This is a genomic window from Nocardiopsis baichengensis YIM 90130 (assembly GCF_000341205.1).
In the GTDB taxonomy this organism is placed as follows: Bacteria; Actinomycetota; Actinomycetes; order Streptosporangiales; family Streptosporangiaceae; genus Nocardiopsis_A; species Nocardiopsis_A halophila.
Genome location: NZ_ANAS01000020.1, coordinates 106,986 through 122,649, shown reverse-complemented (window position 1 = coordinate 122,649; position 15,664 = coordinate 106,986). Strand labels below are relative to the sequence as shown.

General features: G+C 73.1%; 11 protein-coding genes. 3 read left to right on the top strand and 8 right to left on the bottom strand.

What is annotated here, in order from left to right:
- Positions 1–23: 23 nt before the first annotated feature.
- A complete protein-coding gene (locus C892_RS0117290; RefSeq protein WP_017558202.1) occupies positions 24–1,529 on the top strand; it encodes a CYTH and CHAD domain-containing protein in 1,506 nt (501 codons plus the stop codon).
- A 128-nt stretch (positions 1,530–1,657) separates the two neighbouring features.
- On the opposite strand, the gene C892_RS29120 is transcribed toward C892_RS0117290, so the two are convergent.
- The 4 genes from C892_RS29120 to C892_RS0117270 form a co-directional block, all read right to left on the bottom strand.
- Complete coding sequence (locus C892_RS29120) at positions 1,658–2,563, bottom strand: ABC transporter ATP-binding protein (protein WP_017558201.1); 906 nt, start codon at positions 2,561–2,563, stop codon at positions 1,658–1,660.
- 40 nt (positions 2,564–2,603) lie between these two features.
- Positions 2,604–3,674, bottom strand: a complete 1,071-nt coding sequence (locus C892_RS0117280) for a FecCD family ABC transporter permease (protein WP_017558200.1) — start codon at positions 3,672–3,674, stop codon at positions 2,604–2,606.
- On the bottom strand, positions 3,671–4,759 hold the full coding sequence (locus C892_RS0117275) for a FecCD family ABC transporter permease (protein WP_017558199.1): 1,089 nt from the start codon (positions 4,757–4,759) through the stop codon (positions 3,671–3,673). The genes C892_RS0117280 and C892_RS0117275 overlap by 4 nt, the downstream gene beginning before the upstream one ends.
- 160 nt (positions 4,760–4,919) lie before the next feature.
- Positions 4,920–7,283 carry a molybdopterin-dependent oxidoreductase gene (locus C892_RS0117270; RefSeq protein WP_017558198.1) on the bottom strand — a complete coding sequence of 788 codons (2,364 nt, stop codon included), beginning with the start codon at positions 7,281–7,283 and terminating at the stop codon, positions 4,920–4,922.
- Between the two features lie 158 nt (positions 7,284–7,441).
- Here C892_RS0117270 and C892_RS0117265 point away from each other — a divergent pair, with 158 nt between their 5' ends.
- A complete protein-coding gene (locus tag C892_RS0117265) occupies positions 7,442–8,416 on the top strand; it encodes an HpcH/HpaI aldolase/citrate lyase family protein (RefSeq protein ID WP_017558197.1) in 975 nt (324 codons plus the stop codon).
- A gap of 193 nt (positions 8,417–8,609) precedes the next feature.
- Here the strand turns inward: C892_RS0117265 and C892_RS0117260 are convergent, their stop codons facing one another.
- Positions 8,610–10,265 carry a glycine/sarcosine N-methyltransferase gene (locus C892_RS0117260; protein ID WP_193374786.1) on the bottom strand — a complete coding sequence of 552 codons (1,656 nt, stop codon included), beginning with the start codon at positions 10,263–10,265 and terminating at the stop codon, positions 8,610–8,612.
- Between the two features lie 417 nt (positions 10,266–10,682).
- Here C892_RS0117260 and C892_RS0117255 point away from each other — a divergent pair, with 417 nt between their 5' ends.
- Positions 10,683–11,999, top strand: a complete 1,317-nt coding sequence (locus C892_RS0117255; RefSeq protein WP_017558195.1) for an aminotransferase class I/II-fold pyridoxal phosphate-dependent enzyme — start codon at positions 10,683–10,685, stop codon at positions 11,997–11,999.
- 122 nt (positions 12,000–12,121) lie between these two features.
- Here the strand turns inward: C892_RS0117255 and C892_RS0117250 are convergent, their stop codons facing one another.
- The 3 genes from C892_RS0117250 to C892_RS0117240 form a co-directional block, all read right to left on the bottom strand.
- Positions 12,122–12,754, bottom strand: a complete 633-nt coding sequence (locus C892_RS0117250; protein WP_026124439.1) for an ATP-binding protein — start codon at positions 12,752–12,754, stop codon at positions 12,122–12,124.
- Positions 12,751–13,167, bottom strand: a complete 417-nt coding sequence (locus C892_RS0117245) for a TFIIB-type zinc ribbon-containing protein (RefSeq protein ID WP_083934404.1) — start codon at positions 13,165–13,167, stop codon at positions 12,751–12,753. Before C892_RS0117245 ends, C892_RS0117250 begins: the two co-directional genes overlap by 4 nt.
- Before the next feature lie 73 nt (positions 13,168–13,240).
- Positions 13,241–15,547, bottom strand: coding sequence for a glycosyl hydrolase (locus C892_RS0117240; protein ID WP_017558192.1), 2,307 nt, complete (start codon positions 15,545–15,547; stop codon positions 13,241–13,243).
- Positions 15,548–15,664 lie beyond the last annotated feature (117 nt).

Sequence of the window (15,664 nt, the reverse complement as noted above, 5' to 3'; positions counted from 1 at the left end):
CCCGGACTCTGTTGGAGACCGCGATGGTCGATCACCTGGAGATCGAGACGACGTTCGAGGTCGGCGCGGAGTTCGAGCCGCCCCGGCCGGCCGATCTGGCGCCGGGCGGGATGGACGAACAGGCCCACCGGCTCGTCGCCACCTACTTCGACACCGAGGACCTGCGCCTCGCCGCGCGCGGCATCACGCTCCGCCGACGCCTCGGCGGCCCGGACACCGGGTGGCATCTGAAGATCCCCTGGGGCCCCGACGGCAAGCGCGAGTTCCGCGCCCCCCGCGGATCGCACGCCACCCGGATCCCCGCTCGGCTGGTCCGGCTGGCCTCCTCCGCCGCGCGCGGGGCGGCGCTGGTGCCGGTCGCCCGCATCACCACCGAACGGACCGAGACCGCCTTGCTCGGCGGTGACGGCGAACCGCTGGCGCTCATAGCCGACGACCGCGTGCACGGCGAGGTCCTCCTGAGGAACGGACGGGAGGTGCGCTGGCGCGAGATCGAGGCCGAGCTCGGTTCCGGTGACCGCGCGCTGCTGGACGCGATCGGCCGCCGCCTGACGGACGCCGGGGCGCGTCCCTCGCGCACCGGGTCCAAGACACTGACGCTGCTGGGCGACCTGGTCCCCGAGCGTCCGGCCCGTCCGACGGGTCCGACCGCCGACGCCGCCGTCCGGGGCTACCTGTTCGACCAGGTGGAGGACATGCTCGCCCTCGACCCCCGGGTCCGCGCCGGCGAGGAGGACGCGCTGCACCAGATGCGCGTGGCCACCCGCCGCATCCGCACGGTCCTGCGGGGGTTCCCCGCCGTCGTCGGCCGCAAGGCCGTCCGACCGACCGCCGACGCCCTGCGGGAGCTGGCGGCCGCTCTGGGGGAATCCCGTGACCTGGAGGTCTTGAGGGAACGGTTCACCGCACGCTTAGCCGAGCTACCGCGTCGGGCGGGCGGGGTCCGCCTCACGGGAGACTGGCTCACCGTCTTCGACGGCCGGCTGGAGGCGGCGCGGCGCAGGGCCGTCCGCTCCCTCGACGGGCAGGAGTACTTCGCCCTGCTCGACCGGCTGGACCGGCTGCGCTCCTCCCCGCTGAACGGGCCGCGCGCCGGGAAGCCCGCTGAGAAGGTGCTCGACGACCAGGTCGGTGACGCGCTCGCGCGCATGCGGTCCGCCCACGAGCGCGCGCTCGCCGCGACCGACCGCGCCTCCCGGGACGAGGCCTGGCATGAGGTCCGCAAGGCCGCCAAACGCGTCCGTTACGCGGCCTCGGCCTCCGAACCGGTCCTGGGCACGCCCGCCGCCCGCCTGCGCCGCTGGGCCGCGAACCTCCAGGAGGTCCTGGGAGACCACCAGGACGGTGCCGCCGCGCTCCGGTTCATCGAGGTCTCGGGCGGGCGGGTCGCGGCGGCCGCGCCCGACCCGGTCGCGGCGTCGGCGTCGCTGGCCGCCCTCTCGGGGGCCGAGACAGCGGTCGCGCCGTACCTGCTGGCCGAGGCGGAGAGGGAGTGGGAGTCCGGGCCTAAGGAAGCCCGGCGGACCTGACGCACGGGGCGCTTCTACGGCTTCGCCAAGCCGCCCGGACGGCCGGCGCCCGGTGGCGCCGCTCCTGGAGCATGGATGACAGGGAGGGTCCCCGTTGCGGGACCGCTCTCTAAGGTCATGGGGCGGTGTCAGGCCGAGCGGGGCTTCTCCAGTACCGCGTCGTCCTGAGCCTCGTCCTGGGCCTCCTGGGCCTCCTGGGCTCCGGTGGGTTCCTCGGTGCCGCGCGCGCGGCGGGTGATGGTGCCGCGGCGGTCGACCGCCACGATCATGGGGGTCCCGGTCTCCGGATCGGGGACCACCCGCACGGGCAGCCCGAACACCTTCTCCACCAGGCCGGCGGTGACGATCTCGGAGGGCGCGCCCTCGGCCACCACGGCCCCGTCCTTCATGACGATCAGGTGGGTGGCGTAGCGGCAGGCCTGGTTGAGGTCGTGCAGGACCGCGACCAGGGTGTAGTCGCGCTCGTGGTGCAGCTCGGCGCACAGGTCGAGCACGTCCATCTGGTGGGCGATGTCGAGGTAGGTGGTGGGCTCGTCCAGCAGCAGCAGCGGCGTCTGCTGGGCCAGCACCATGGCCAGCCACACCCGCTGGCGCTGCCCGCCGGACAGCTCGTCGACCATCCGGTCGGCCAGGTCGGCGACGCCGGTCGCCTCCATGGACTCGGTGATCACCGCCTCGTCGGAGCCGGACCACTGGCGCAGCAGCTTCTGGTGCGGGTAGCGCCCGCGCGCCACCAGGTCGGCCACGGTGATGCCGTCGGGGGCGATCGAGGACTGGGGCAGCAGGCCCAGCCGCCGCGCCACCTCCTTGGAGGGGTAGGACGAGATCAGGCGCCCGTCCAGGTGCACCGCCCCCGACTGCGGCTTGAGCATCCGCGACAGCGCGCGCAGCAGCGTCGACTTCCCGCAGGCGTTGGGGCCGACGATGACCGTGAAGGAGTTGTCCGGGATGCTGATCCCCAGGTCACGGGAGATGACGCTCTGGTCGTAGGCGAGCGTCAGGTTCTCCCCCCACAGCCGGGACGGTTCGGGCATCGCGCTTTCTCCTGTGTGTGCGTCGAGTCGGTGGCGCCGGTCAGGCACGTCCGGTCCGCCATTCACGGTAGAGCAGCCAGACGAGGTAGCTTCCGCCGATGACCGCGGTCACCGCGCCCACCGGCAGCTGTGCGGGGCTCAGCGCGTGCTGGGCCACCAGGTCGGCGGTGACCAGCAGCAGCGCCCCCATCAGGGCCGCGCCGAACAGGGTCGTGCCGGTCGAGCGGAGCAGCCGGCGGGCCAACTGCGGTGCGGCCAGGGCGATGAAGGCGATCGGCCCGGCGACGGCGATCGCCGCCCCGGTCAGGGCGCTGGCCGCCAGCAGCGCCACCGCCTGGGTGCGCTGCACCGGGACGCCCAGGGCGTGCGCGGTCTGCTCGCCCATCTCCATCAGGCGCAGCCGGGGCCCCATCGCCAGGAGCGGCGGGAGCAGCACCGCCATGCACACCGCGACCGCGATGACCTCGGTCCACCCGCGGGCGTTGAGGCTGCCGATCATCCACACCTGGGCGGCCTTGGCGTCGGTGAGGTCGGCGCGGGTGATCAGGTAGTCGCGCACGGAGGTGAGCATGGCGCTGATGCCGATGCCGACCAGGATCAGCCGGTAGCCCTGGACGCCGTTCTTCATGGCCAGCAGGTACACCAACCCGGCGGTGGCGACACCGCCGGCGACCGCGCCCAGCGACACCTGCAGCATCGACCCGCCGAAGGCGAGGATGGTCAGCACGGCGCCGGTGGCCGCGCCGCCGGTGAAGCCGATGATGTCCGGGCTGCCCAGGGGGTTGCGGGACAGGCTCTGGAAGACCGCGCCGGCCACCCCCAGCGAGGCGCCGACGAGCACCGCGACCCAGGCGCGGGGCAGGCGCACGTCGCGCACGAAGAACAGGTCCAGCCGCTCGCCCTGCCCGGCGAGCGCGGCGGCCACCCGCGGCAGGGTGATCTCGTACTCGCCGAGCATCAGCAGCGCGGCGAACACGGCCGCGATGGCCGCCACGAGGGCGCCCGTCACCGCGGCCGTGCGCGGCCGGACCAGGAAGGAGACGCGGCCCGAGCGGGTGCGCACCGGGCGTCCGCTGCGCACGCTGCCCGCGCGCGGGGTCGTCGCGGTCATATCTGGGCCATCCTGTTGCGCCGGACCAGGGCGATGAACACGGGCGCCCCCACGAGCGCGGTGATGATGCCGACCTCCAGTTCGCCGGTGGGCAGCACCACCCGGCCCAGGGTGTCGGCGGCGGTGAGCAGCACCGCGGCCAGCACCGCCGAGTAGGGCAGCAGCCAGCGCTGGTCGGGGCCGGTGATCGCGCGCGCCACGTGCGGCACGGTCAGCCCGACGAACCAGATGGGCCCGGCGGTGGCGGTGGCCGCGCCGCACATCAGCACGATCGCCACCGCCGCCAGCAGCCGGGTGCGGTTGATGTGCGCGCCCAGCGCCGCGGCCAGGTCGTCGCCGAGGGCGACGGTGTTCAGCGCCGGCGCCAGCAGCAGGGCGATGACCACCCCGGTGACCAGGAAGGGCCAGATCCGGGAGAACAGCTCCAGGTCGCGCCCGACCAGGGAGCCGACCTGCCAGAAGCGGATCCGGTCGAAGACGAAGTCGTCGAGCACGATGACCGCGTAGACCAGGCCCTGCAGCACCGCGGCCACGGCGGTCCCGGCCAGCGCCAGGCGCACCGGGGTGGCCTGGCTGCGTCCGCGGCTGCCCAGCGCGTAGACGGCCAGGGCCGCGACCGCCGCGCCGACGAAAGCGAACCACACGTAGGCGCCCGGGCTGGTCAGGCCGAAGACGAAGATGGCGACCACCACGGCGGCCGCGGCGCCGGAGTTGACGCCGAGGATGCCCGGTTCGGCCAGGGGGTTGCGGGTCAGGCCCTGCATGAGCGCCCCGGACAGGCCCAGGGCCGCGCCGACGAAGACGCCCAGGACCGCGCGGGGGATGCGCAGCTCGACGACGACGCTGTGGTCGTAGGAGCCGTCGTTGCTGACCAGCGCTTCCCAGACGGTGCCCAGCGGAATGGACTTGGCGCCGACCGAAACGCTGAGCCCCACGCACAGCAGCAGGACCCCGATGGCGACGAGCAGCCCCAGCGCTCTGGCGGTGTGCACCTTGGCGCCGGCCCTGGTGCGCTTCGCGAGCGCCTGTGTCGCCTCGTCCCGGTCCGGGGAGCGCCGTTCCGGCGCCGCCGTCTGGGCGCTCATCCCGTCCCGACCTCAGGGACCGGGCGGGCGCACCGCCTTGGCAAGGCCACTCGTCTCCTCCGACTCCGTTCCGGGCGCGGCAGGGCACCACCGGACACCGGTGCCGGTGGGGGCCCGGTACCGGTGAAAGAACTTAGTAGAGGCTAACCTATGTTCCAGATCAGGAGGAAGAGGGCACCGGGACCGGCGGGGTGAAGGCCCTCACCGGCGGCGGGTCGCCCCGGTAGGCCTCGACCTCCACCAGCACGTGCTGTCCGGTCGACCCCTGCGCCAGGCGGGAGGTCCCCACCACGTCGGTCAGCGCGTTCGGGTTGCCGTGCGCGCACGTCACGTCCTCGGCGGACGGGTCGTACCAGGCGCCGGTGGACAGCTGCGCCACCCCGGGGCGCAGCGCGTCGGACACCCGCACCCCGGCGATCAGGCTGCCCCTGTCGTTGTGCACCTTCACCAGGTCCCCGTCGGACAGCCCGCGCGCCGCGGCGTCGTCGGGGTTCATGCGCACCGGTGCGCGCCCCTGGACCTTCAGCGAGGCGCTGTAGGCACCCATGTCCTGCTGGCTGTGCAGGCGCCCCTGGGGCTGGTTGGCCAGCAGGAGCAGCGGCCACCGGCGCGAGCGCGAGGACCCGATCCTCTCCTCCCCCGGGAGCCAGATGGGATAGCCCGGGCAGTCGGCGTACCCGAAGCCGGCGATGGTCGCCGAGAACAGCTCGATGCGGCCGCTCGGGGTCTGCAGCGGGCTGCCCACCGGGTCCTGGCGGAACTCGGCGAAGGCCGCCATGGCCTCGTCGTCCACCCGCCCGGGCAGGTCGACGCCCCCGGCCTCCCAGAAGTCGTCGAAGGCCGGCAGGTCGGCGCCGAACATCTCGTGCTGGCGCGCGCGCCACTGCCCGTACATGTGCCGCATCCACTCCTCGGCGGTGCGGCCCTCGGTGAAGTCCTTCTCCAGGCCCATGCGCGCACAGACCGCGCTGTAGATCTCGTACTCGTCGCGCGCCTCCGCGTACGGCTCGACCGCCCGCCGCATCACGTTGAGGCGCAGGTCGCCCTGGCTGGCCGCCATGTCCTCGCGCTCAAGGGTGGTGGTGGACGGCAGCACGATGTCGGCGTGGCGCGCGGTGGCGGTCCAGTGCGTCTCGACCACCAGGACGGTGTCCGGGCGGCCGAAGGCCCGCGTCAGGCGCGCCAAGTCCTGGTGGTGGTGGAACGGGTTCCCTCCGGACCAGGCGACGAAGCGGATGTCGGGGTAGGTCAGGCGCTCGCCGTCGAAGTCGAACTCCTCCCCCGGGCGCAGCAGCATCTCCGAGGTGTGGGCGACCGGGATGAGGCGGTCGACGGGGTTGGAGCCCTTGGGGAAGCGCGGCAGGCCACCGGGGGTGGCGCCGCCGCCGTAGCGCCCCATGGAGCCGTACCCGGTGGCGAACCCGCCGCCGGGCAGGCCGATCTGCCCCAGGCACGCGGCCAGCGCCAGGCCCGCCCACAGGGGCTGCTCGCCGTACCGGACGCGCTGCACCGACCAGCCGACGTTGACCAGGGTGCGCCCCGCGGCCATGCGCCGCGCCAGCGCGTGCAGGGTCTCGGCGGGCAGCTCGCAGATCGGGGCGGCCCACTCGGGCGTCTTGGCCACCCCGTCGGTCTCGCCGGTGACGTAGCGCCGCACCACGTCGGCGCCGACGGTGTACCGGTCGAGGAAGGCGCGGTCGGCCAGGCCCTCCTCGAACAGCACGTGGGTCAGGGCCAGCATGACCGCGGTGTCGGTGCCGGGCGCCGCAGGCAGCCACTCGGCGCCCATCTCGTCGATGGTGTCGTCCTTGAGCGGGCTGATCGAGACCGTGCGCAGGCCGCGCTCGGCGGCCGCGCGCATGCCCGGAACGGCCGTGTGCGCGGCGCGCCCGCCCGAGGCGATCCAGGTGTTGGACCTGCGCAGCCCGCCGAAGGACACGATGAGGTCGGTGTGCTCGGCGATCGCCGGCCAGGTGGGCGCGCGCTCCAGCAGCGCGTGGGCGCCCGTGGCCCCGACCAGGTGCGGGAAGAGGACCTCCACGGCGGCGTGGCTGTAGGTGGCGCGGCTGCGGGTGTAGCCGCCCGCGGTGTTGAGGAACCGGTGCAGCTGGCTCTGCGAGTGGTGGAACCGCCCGGCGCTGCCCCAGCCGTAGGAGCCGCCGAAGACGGCCTCGCCGCCGTGCTCGCGGTGGACCCGGCCCAGCTCCTGGGCGACCAGTTCGGCCGCGGTGTCCCAGTCGACCTCGACGTACTCGTCGTCGGGGTCCCCGCGCCGGGGGTCGGGGCCCGGACCGCCGTCCAGCCACCGGCGCCGCACGGTGGGGCGCGCCACCCGCGCGGGGTGGTGCTGGGCTCCGGCGGCGTTGCCGATGAGCGGTGCGGGGTCGGGGTCGCGGGGGTCGGGACGCGCGCCGACCACCTTGCCGTCCTCGACGAGGACCTCGTAGGAACCCCAGTGCGAACTAGTCGGGTACGCCTCGGTGCGCGGCCCCTCGTGCGGCGACACGTCGCTCGTCCGGCTCATCGCTCCCCTTTCCCCCATGGATCTCGTCCCCGTCGGCGCGCCCACCTACGCACGGACATGCCTGGAATGCACCCTAATGTGCCTTTCGAGTGCGGGATAGAGTCCGACGGCGGCACGTCCGCCTTCGGTCCCGAACCCGAACACGGCAGGAGTGGAACATGGCTGCGGCGCCCTACCGGTCGCGACGCTCGGTCCTCGCGGTCCCGGCATCCAACCCCCGATTCGTCGAGAAGGCGCGCGAGATCGCCTCCGACGCGTTCTTCCTCGACCTGGAGGACGCCGTGGCCCCCTCGGAGAAGGACCGCGCGCGCGACGCCGCGGCCGCCGCGCTCACCGAGGGCGGATGGGGCGCGCGGGTGCGCACGGTCCGCGTGAACGCACTGGACACGCCGTGGACCTATCGGGACGTGATCACCGTGGTGGAGCGGGCCGGGGCCGACCTGGACTGCCTGGTGCTGCCCAAGGTGACCGACCCGGTCCACGTCCAGTGGCTGGACCTCCTGCTCACCCAGGTGGAGCGCGCGTGCGGCCTGGAGCCCGGGCGGATCGGCATCGAGGCGCAGATCGAGGACGCCCGCGGCCTGTCCGCCGTCGACGCCGTGGCCGCCGCGTCCCCGCGCCTTGAGGCGCTGGTCTTCGGCCCCGCCGACTTCATGGCGTCGATGAACATGCGCGGCCTCGAGGTCGGGGAGCAGCCGGCCGGCTACGACGTCGGGGACGCCTACCACTACGTGCTGCTGCGCATCCTCACCGCCGCGCGCGCCAACGGCCTGCAGGCGATCGACGGACCGAACCTCAAGGTCCGCGCCCCCGAGGCCTTCCAGACCTCGGCCCGGCGCACCGCCGCCCTCGGCTACGACGGCAAGTGGACGGTCCACCCCTCCCAGGTCGAGGCGGCCAACACGGTCTACGCCCCCGACCAGGCCGAGTTCGACCGGGCCGAGCGCATCCTGGAGGCCTACGAGCACGCCACGTCCGTGCAGCGCCGGGGAGCGGTCACCCTCGACGGCGAAATGCTGGACGAGGCCTCGCGCAAGATGGCCCTGGTCGTCTCCGCGAAAGGCCGGGCGGCCGGGCTCGTCCGCTCCGGGGCCGCACGCTCCGACGCCGCGGACGCTCCCGGCGCCGGCTGACGGAGGGCTTCGTCCGGGGGTGCGCCCGAAGGCGCCCGGCCGGGAACCGGGGACGCGGCAGGCCGACGCATCGCCGCGCCCCCGAGCCTGGAGCCTCATTCCCCGGGACGACCACCGGCCCGGCCCCCCGCGAGCCGGGGACCGGGCCGGGGCGGCGGGCCCAGGGCGCGCCCGCCGTTCCCGGGAGGCGGGATCAGGACTTGTAGTGCAGGATCCCCCAGGCCAGCGAGCCGGACTCGCCGCCGTGGACCCAGTTGCGCAGACCGGTCTTCATCCGCGTCAGGTAGGCCTCGCTGATCTTTCCGGTCAGCTCGGACTCACGGGACTCGGTCTCGGCCAGCACACGGCCGTAGTGGCGGGGCAGCTGCTCGGTCAGGTCGTCGAACTCGACCTTGGACATGCCCAGGCGCGCCGTCTGCTTGTCGTAGAAGCCGGGCGTGCCCATGCTGTCCAGGTGCAGCCGGTCCAGGATCGGGCGCAGCGCGTCCTGGGTCGCCGCGTCCGAGGCCATCGGGTCGGTGAAGACGAAGTCCCCGCCGGTGCGCAGCACGCGGGCGACCTCCTCCAGGACCCGGGGCCGGTCGCCGCTGTGCAGGAAGGCGTCCTGCGACCAGACCACGTCGAAGGCGTTGTCCTGGCACGGGATGTCCTCGAAGGAGCCGTCGACCACGTCGATCAGGTGGTCCAGGCCCGCCTCGCGGTTCATCTCCCGGTTGCGCTCGTTCTCCACCTCGCTCAGGTTCAGGCAGGTGACCTTGCACCCGAACTGGCGGGCGAGGAAGCGCGCGGAACCGCCGTAGCCGGCGCCCACGTCGATGACCTGGGTGTCGGGGCCGATCTCCACCTTGCCGGCCATCCGCTCCACGGTGCGGCGGCTCGCCTCGGCGATGTCGCCGTCCGGGGAGTCGTACAGGCCGACGTGGATGTCGGTGCCGCCCCAGATCGTGTGGTAGAAGGTGTCGGCGTCCGAGGAGTTGTAGTACTCCCGGGCGGTGCGCACCGCCGCCGAGTAGTTCCCGGAGAGGTCGTCCTCCCGCAGGTAGGCCTTCTCGGCGATGTGGATGAAGAAGTCCGGCTCCTCACCCTGGTGGGTCTCCTGGAAGTCCCCGTAGGTGTCCACCTTCTGGAAGCCCACCTCGCGCAGGAGCCGCCGCGTGTAGTTCTTGCGCAGCGGGAACATGTTGAGGTGGTACTCGGACTTGTCCGGGAACCGGTAGACGAAGCGCGCGAGGCCCTCGTCGACGTGCTCCGGCTCGGCGGACACCTCCTCACCGCAGTAGTAGTACGTGTGCTTGTTCCCGTACTTGCCGTCCAGCAGGGCGTCGTAGTTGCGCTGGTCGATGATCAGTACGCCGTCGTGCTTGAGCATGGCGTAGAACTCGGCCAGGGCCTTGCGGCGGTCCCGCTCGGAGAACAGGTGGGTGAACGAATTGCCCAGACAGATGATCGCGTCATAGGTCCCGTGCACGTCGCGGTTGAGCCAACGCCAGTCGGCCTGGACGACGCGCAGGATGTGCCCGCCGTAGGCCATCCCGTTGTGGAACGCCTTGGCGAGCATCTCAGGGCTTCCGTCAGCGCTGACGGTGTCGAACCCCTCTTCGACCAAGCGCACCGAGTGAAAGCCGGTTCCGGCCGCGACATCGAGCACCTCGCGGACCCCGCGCTCCTTGAGCTGGTCCACGAAGAAGCGCCCCTCGCTCTCGTAGCGGCGCTTCCAGTCGATGAGCTCGTCCCACTTGTCGACGAACCCGGTCACGTATTCGGCTTTGTAGTGGTCGGTGTCGCGAACGGCTAGCGGGTCGTCTCCAAATCGCTGCTGATCCTGCCCTTTAATAGGTCGACTCCTCACACTAGAACACCCTTCGCTCGTCCGGCACACGACGGCGAGGGTGAAACTTCGCGTATGACCCATTGAAAAGCATGACCCCACCCCCACTTCAAGTGGGCAAGACCGCGAACACGGCTTATCCGCAGGTCAGAGCGGACAAATTCGTTGAGCGAACCCCCTGCACACAGCCCCGCGGAGCCGCCCGGCGGCCACCCTGGGCGCGTAGTCGATCATTACGGGCCACCGCCGAAGAACCGCAGGACGCAACGCATTGCGCAGCACGCAATGAAGAATTGATGAAAAACACCCCGAAAATAAGAGTGAATCGCGGATGTTCTATGATCGTCCAAACGGCGCGCCGCCGTCCGTCAGGTTTTGCCGCGCACCCGCCGACGCGCCGGTGTGCCTCCAGGCCCTGCGCTGCTGGATAATGCGGTCATGGTCATCACCGGACGCGGCTCGCACGAGATCGCCGACAGCGTGGAACGGGAGATCGTCGGCGGAGGGCTCCAGGCCGGGACGCTGCTGCCCCCCATCCGCGACCTCGCCGGCGACCTGGGGGTCAACCCCAACACCGTGGCCGCCGCCTACCGGCTGCTGCGCGACCGCGGCCTGGTGGAGACCGGGGGGCGGCGCGGCACCCGGGTCCGCCAGCGCCCCGCCGCCGCCCCGCGTGAGACCGGCCCCGGCGCGGTGCCCCCGGGCACCCGCGACGCCGCCACCGGCAACCCGGACCCGCGGCTGCTGCCCGACCTGGCGGCCGCCCTGGCCGCGGTCGCCCGCGACCGCCAGGGGCGCACCCCGCCGCTGTACGGGGACGCCCCGGTGCTGCCGGCCATGGCCGAGGCCGCCGCCGAGGTGTTCGGGGCCGACGGCGTGCCGACCGCCTCGCTCGGCCTGACCTCGGGCGCCCTGGACGGCATCGACCGGGTGCTCCGCTCGGCGCTGCGCCCCGGGGACACGGTGGCCCTGGAGGACCCCGGCTGGCCGAGCGAACACGACCTGCTCGCCGCGATCGGCCTGAAGAGCGTGCCGATGGCGGTCGACGGCGAAGGGCCGCTGCCGAGCGAGCTGTCGGCGGCGCTGCGTGCGGGGGCCCGCGCGGTGGTGATCACCAACCGGGCGCAGAACCCGACCGGCGCGGCGCTGAGCCGGGAGCGCGCGACCGCCCTGCGCGGGGTGCTCTCCGAGCACCCCGCCGTGCTCACCGTCGAGGACGACCACGGGTTCGGCTGGGTGGAGCTCCCCTTCCACGGGGTGTTCGGCACCACGGACCGCTGGGCGGTGGTGCGGTCGGCCGCCAAGGGGTACGGGCCGGACCTGCGCCTGGCGATGGTCGCCGGTGACATGGTGACCGTCGACCGGGTGCGCGCCCTGATCCAGACGGGCCCGGGGTGGGTCAGCCACGTGCTCCAAGAGGCGTTCGTGCACATGTGGCGCACCGGCGCGGCGGCGCCCGAGGAGGTCGGCCGCTCCTACACCCGGCGCCGCACGGCCCTGATCGAGCACTTGGCGGCGCACGGGATCGCGGCCCGCGGCCGCTCGGGCGTGAACGTGTGGGTCCCGGTCCCCGACGAGGGCTCCGCCGTGGCGGGCCTGTTGGCACGGGGATGGGCGGTCGCCCCCGGATCGCGCTTCCGCACCGAGGCGCGCCCGGCGCTGCGGGTGACGGTCTCGGCGCTGGAGGACCGGGACATGCCCGACCTCGCGGCCGCCATCGCCGCCGCGACCCGCCACGGCGGCCCGGCGGTGTGAGGGCGGTATCCCGCTCGTACGGTCCCCCTTCGCGAAGAAGGTGTTCGGCGCCGGTGTCCGGCGGATGGGGACCACTACGACGGGACCGGCTGCCGCGCCGGTTCCCTTCGACGACAGGGCTTTCAGAGGCCGTGTGCCGCCTGCTCCACCCACGCTCGAACGGCCTTGGCCGTCTCCTCGGGGGGCGAAGAGCTCGTGTCCAAGAGGTCGACGGGCGGGTGCATCTCCGCCGCCGTCTCGGACACCCACTGCGCGTACTCCAGCATCTCCTCGATGCGCTCCTCGTCCCATTCCCGCCACGACGGCCGCGCGCGCAGGCGGTCGGCGAGGACGTCCGGGTCGCAGGTGAGCGCGAGGTAGTGGATGCGCGAGAACAGCGCGCGCTCGGGCAGCGGTTCGAACTCGGGCGGCACCACCGTGCCGAAGAGCACCACCGGGCGCCCGTTCTGCTGGACCATCGCGGCCGTGCGCAGCCATGTGGAGCGGAACGGGCGGTGGTCGGGCGAGTCGTCGCGCAGGCCCTCGACCCACAGGACGTCCTGTTCGAGCACGACGAAGCGGTCCGCCAGCGCCTCGATGAGCAGCCGTCCCACGGTCGACTTGCCCGTGCCGCTGGGGCCGGTCACACAGAGCAGGGGTGCACGGAGGAAGGGCCGCACGTGTCCGCAGAAGCGGCAGTGCAGCCCCTCCCCCGACGGCCCGGGGCCCGGTGCCTCGTCGAGCTCACCGCACTCAGGGCAGATCAGCGGGTTCAATCGAACAGCTGCTCTAGGAAGCTCTTCTTACGCCGGCCATAGGGGCGCGGCGAGTCTTTGTAGCCGTACCCCCCGCCGTAGGGCCGCGGGGAGTCCTTGTAGCCGTGACCCTTGTGCCCGTAAGGGCTCGGCGAGTCGCGGCGGCCCTTGTCGTAACCGCGCGGCGAGTCCGGCGGAACCGGGTAGGCCCGTCCGCCGCCGTGCGGTGCGCCGTGCGACGGTCGGCCGGGGTAGGGCGGCGGGGCGCCGTAGTGGCTCTCTTCCGCAGCGACGATCTGCTCCAGCTCACCGCGGTCGAGGAAGATCCCTCGGCAGCCCATGCACTGCTCGATGTGGATCCCCTGCCGGTCGAAGGTCTGCATCTGGCCTTGGCACTTGGGACATGTCACACGCTCATCGTAGGGCGGGGACATTAAACGGGCGTGAAGACGGGAGGCCCGGCGGAGCGGGGGCAGGGCCCCACCGGGCGTGCTCCGTCTCCGGCCGTCAGGAGGAGGCGGTCCCCAGCTCACCGGCCTCCAGGGTCATGGACGCCCCGTCGGAGAAGGAGACGTCGAGCGGCGCGGTCCCGGGGTTGTAGGCGACGTAGGTCTTCGTCCCCCCGTTGTCGAAGACCGCGTAGTGGGCGGTGTCCGCGGTGACCGACGTGTCCACGGTGCCCGCCTCGGCGAGCGTGGACACCCACTGGTAGGTGTGCGCCTTGGACTCGCCGGCCTCCGGTTCGTAGGACGCCCACTGCTCCTCGAAGCGCGCCAGCGCGGCCGGGCCGTCGGAGAGCGCCTGGTGCTCCCAGTGGACGTCCCGCCACACCTGGGGCTCGCCGCCCAGCCGGTCCTCCAGGGAGGCGTGCATCGCGGCGGCGTGTTCGGGGTCGTGGCCCAGGTAGAGCGAGGACGCGGTGATCGGCAGGTAGTTGATGCCGTAGTGCTCCTCGTCGCCGCCGTCCCACCAGATGCGGTAGTCGCCGCCGTCGCCCCACACCATGCCGACGACGTCGTGCTCGAACCCCTCGGGGAAGGTGCCGCCCCCGTGGTCCTGCCAGTAGCGGGTCACCGTGGAGGCCTGGGTGGCGTGCAGGAAGACGCCCAGGTCCCGCAGTTCGCGGTCGCCGGTCGCGGCCCCGAACAGGGCCGTGGCGGCGGCGAAGTGCATGCCCTCGGAGGAGGACTCCTGGTTGTTGCCGGCGGCGAACCCGGCGTGGCCGGAGGCCCAGCCGTGCCCGGCGTAGGGCGAGAAGGAGCGCAGGCGCGGGAACAGGTCCGATTCCGGGTCGGTCTCGGCGACGTCCCGGATGAGCAGCCGGACCATGCCTCCCCAGGCGTCCTCGGCGGCCCAGTCGCGGTCGTAGCGGGCGACGACGGCTGCGGCCTGCACGAAGTAGCCGTAGTGGAAATCGTGGTCGTTGACCTGGTCGGCGGCGCCGAAGGAGTCGGGGTAGCCGAGCATGGTGCCCCAGGCGGAGTCGTAGTGGAACTGGCGCGCGCCCCCGGCGGTCAGCCAGCCCTCCAGCCGGCCCTTGACCAGTTCCAGCAGCCCGTCCCGGCCCTCGGTGTAGCCGATCGAGTCGGCGATGGGCACCAGCTGGGCGAGCCGCCCCAGGGCCTTGCCGTTCCAGTAGGTGTCGTCGCCGCCGCGGAACGGGTCCTCGTGGTGCAGCTCCTCGTCGATGAGGGCCCGCATGCGCCCCTCGTCGGCGCCGTCGGCGGTGGGCAGGCCGGGCAGCAGGCCGTGCGTGCTCAGCTCGGTGGTGAACCGCGCGCCGTCGACCACCCGCATCTCCCCGCGCGGGGAGGCGTAGGCCAGGTCGGTCAGCGGGTCGGCGGCGGCGTCCCACTGGTGCGGGTAGAGCGCCATGAGCGTGCCGTCCTCGGTGCCCTCCTTCGGCTCGGTGGTCAGCCGGTAGGTGGAGGTCAGCTCGGCCGCGGCCTCGTCGTAGGCGTACTCCACCCGCGAGCCGGTGACGAAGGAGTGGGCGTAGGGCGCGAACGCGTCCAGGTCGCCGGGGCCGGGCAGGACGGCGACCGAGTAGTACGAGGCGCCGGGGGCGGTGAAGGCGTTGCCCGAGCGCGTCCACTGCGCGTCGGAGGGGGCGAAGAGCGCGTAGTGGCGGCCGCCGACGGTGGCGCCGACCACGTCGCCCTCCTCGTGCCAGACCTCGGGCGCGCTCGTGAAGGAGACCTCGGGGTCGGCGCCCTCGGTCTCGGCGTAGGCGAAGGGCAGGCCCTGGCCGATCGTGGTGCGCAGGGTGCCGCCGCCCTCCCACTGGGCGGTGACGGTCCAGTCGCCGTGGTCGGCGACCTCGGTGCGCGGGGCGTCCAGGCCGGAGGCGCCCATCGTCAGGTCGGCGGTGTGGGGGTACTCGTACTTGAGCCCGTCGGCGACCAGGTTCGGCTCGTCGGGGTAGCCGACCTCCAGCCCGCCGGCGTGCGGGCGGAAGCTGAAGGGGTGGGCGTAGAGGTTCTCGCCGTAGGGGTTGCCCGGGTAGCGCTGGAAGATGAGCGAGGACCACCACTCGTTGGTGGGGGCCGGGCCCTCGAAGTCGTCGGTGACCTTGGGCGCGACGGGGGCGCCGTTCTGGTCGCTCGGGCCGGGCTCCCCGGCGGGGCGCTCGTCGGTGTAGCCGCCGCTGCCCACGGGGACGACGGCCGCGGAACCGGCGGCGGGGTCGGCGCCGGCCGGGGCGCCGTCGGTCGCGGCGGCCGCGAGCCCGGCGGCGCCGATCACGAGGGCGGCGAGCGCTGCGGGGGCGGGGCGGACGCGCGGGAGGCGCCGTCGGTCACGGATGCGTGCCATGGTCGGCCTTTCATCGGGGGGACACGGTCGGCACCGCAAGTGGGAGCGCTCCCATATGCGGTGCGTGAGCCCCGAGTGTCAGCCGGTGGCCCCGTGAAGGCAATCCAGGAAAACTGG

Coding starts and splice junctions, on each gene's coding strand:
- C892_RS0117290 (WP_017558202.1), top strand. CDS start 24: ATGGTCGATCACCTGGAGATCGAGACGACGTTCGAGGTCGGCGCGGAG.
- C892_RS29120 (WP_017558201.1), bottom strand. CDS start 2,563: ATGCCCGAACCGTCCCGGCTGTGGGGGGAGAACCTGACGCTCGCCTAC.
- C892_RS0117280 (WP_017558200.1), bottom strand. CDS start 3,674: ATGACCGCGACGACCCCGCGCGCGGGCAGCGTGCGCAGCGGACGCCCG.
- C892_RS0117275 (WP_017558199.1), bottom strand. CDS start 4,759: ATGAGCGCCCAGACGGCGGCGCCGGAACGGCGCTCCCCGGACCGGGAC.
- C892_RS0117270 (WP_017558198.1), bottom strand. CDS start 7,283: ATGAGCCGGACGAGCGACGTGTCGCCGCACGAGGGGCCGCGCACCGAG.
- C892_RS0117265 (WP_017558197.1), top strand. CDS start 7,442: ATGGCTGCGGCGCCCTACCGGTCGCGACGCTCGGTCCTCGCGGTCCCG.
- C892_RS0117255 (WP_017558195.1), top strand. CDS start 10,683: ATGGTCATCACCGGACGCGGCTCGCACGAGATCGCCGACAGCGTGGAA.
- C892_RS0117245 (WP_083934404.1), bottom strand. CDS start 13,167: ATGTCCCCGCCCTACGATGAGCGTGTGACATGTCCCAAGTGCCAAGGC.
- C892_RS0117240 (WP_017558192.1), bottom strand. CDS start 15,547: ATGGCACGCATCCGTGACCGACGGCGCCTCCCGCGCGTCCGCCCCGCC.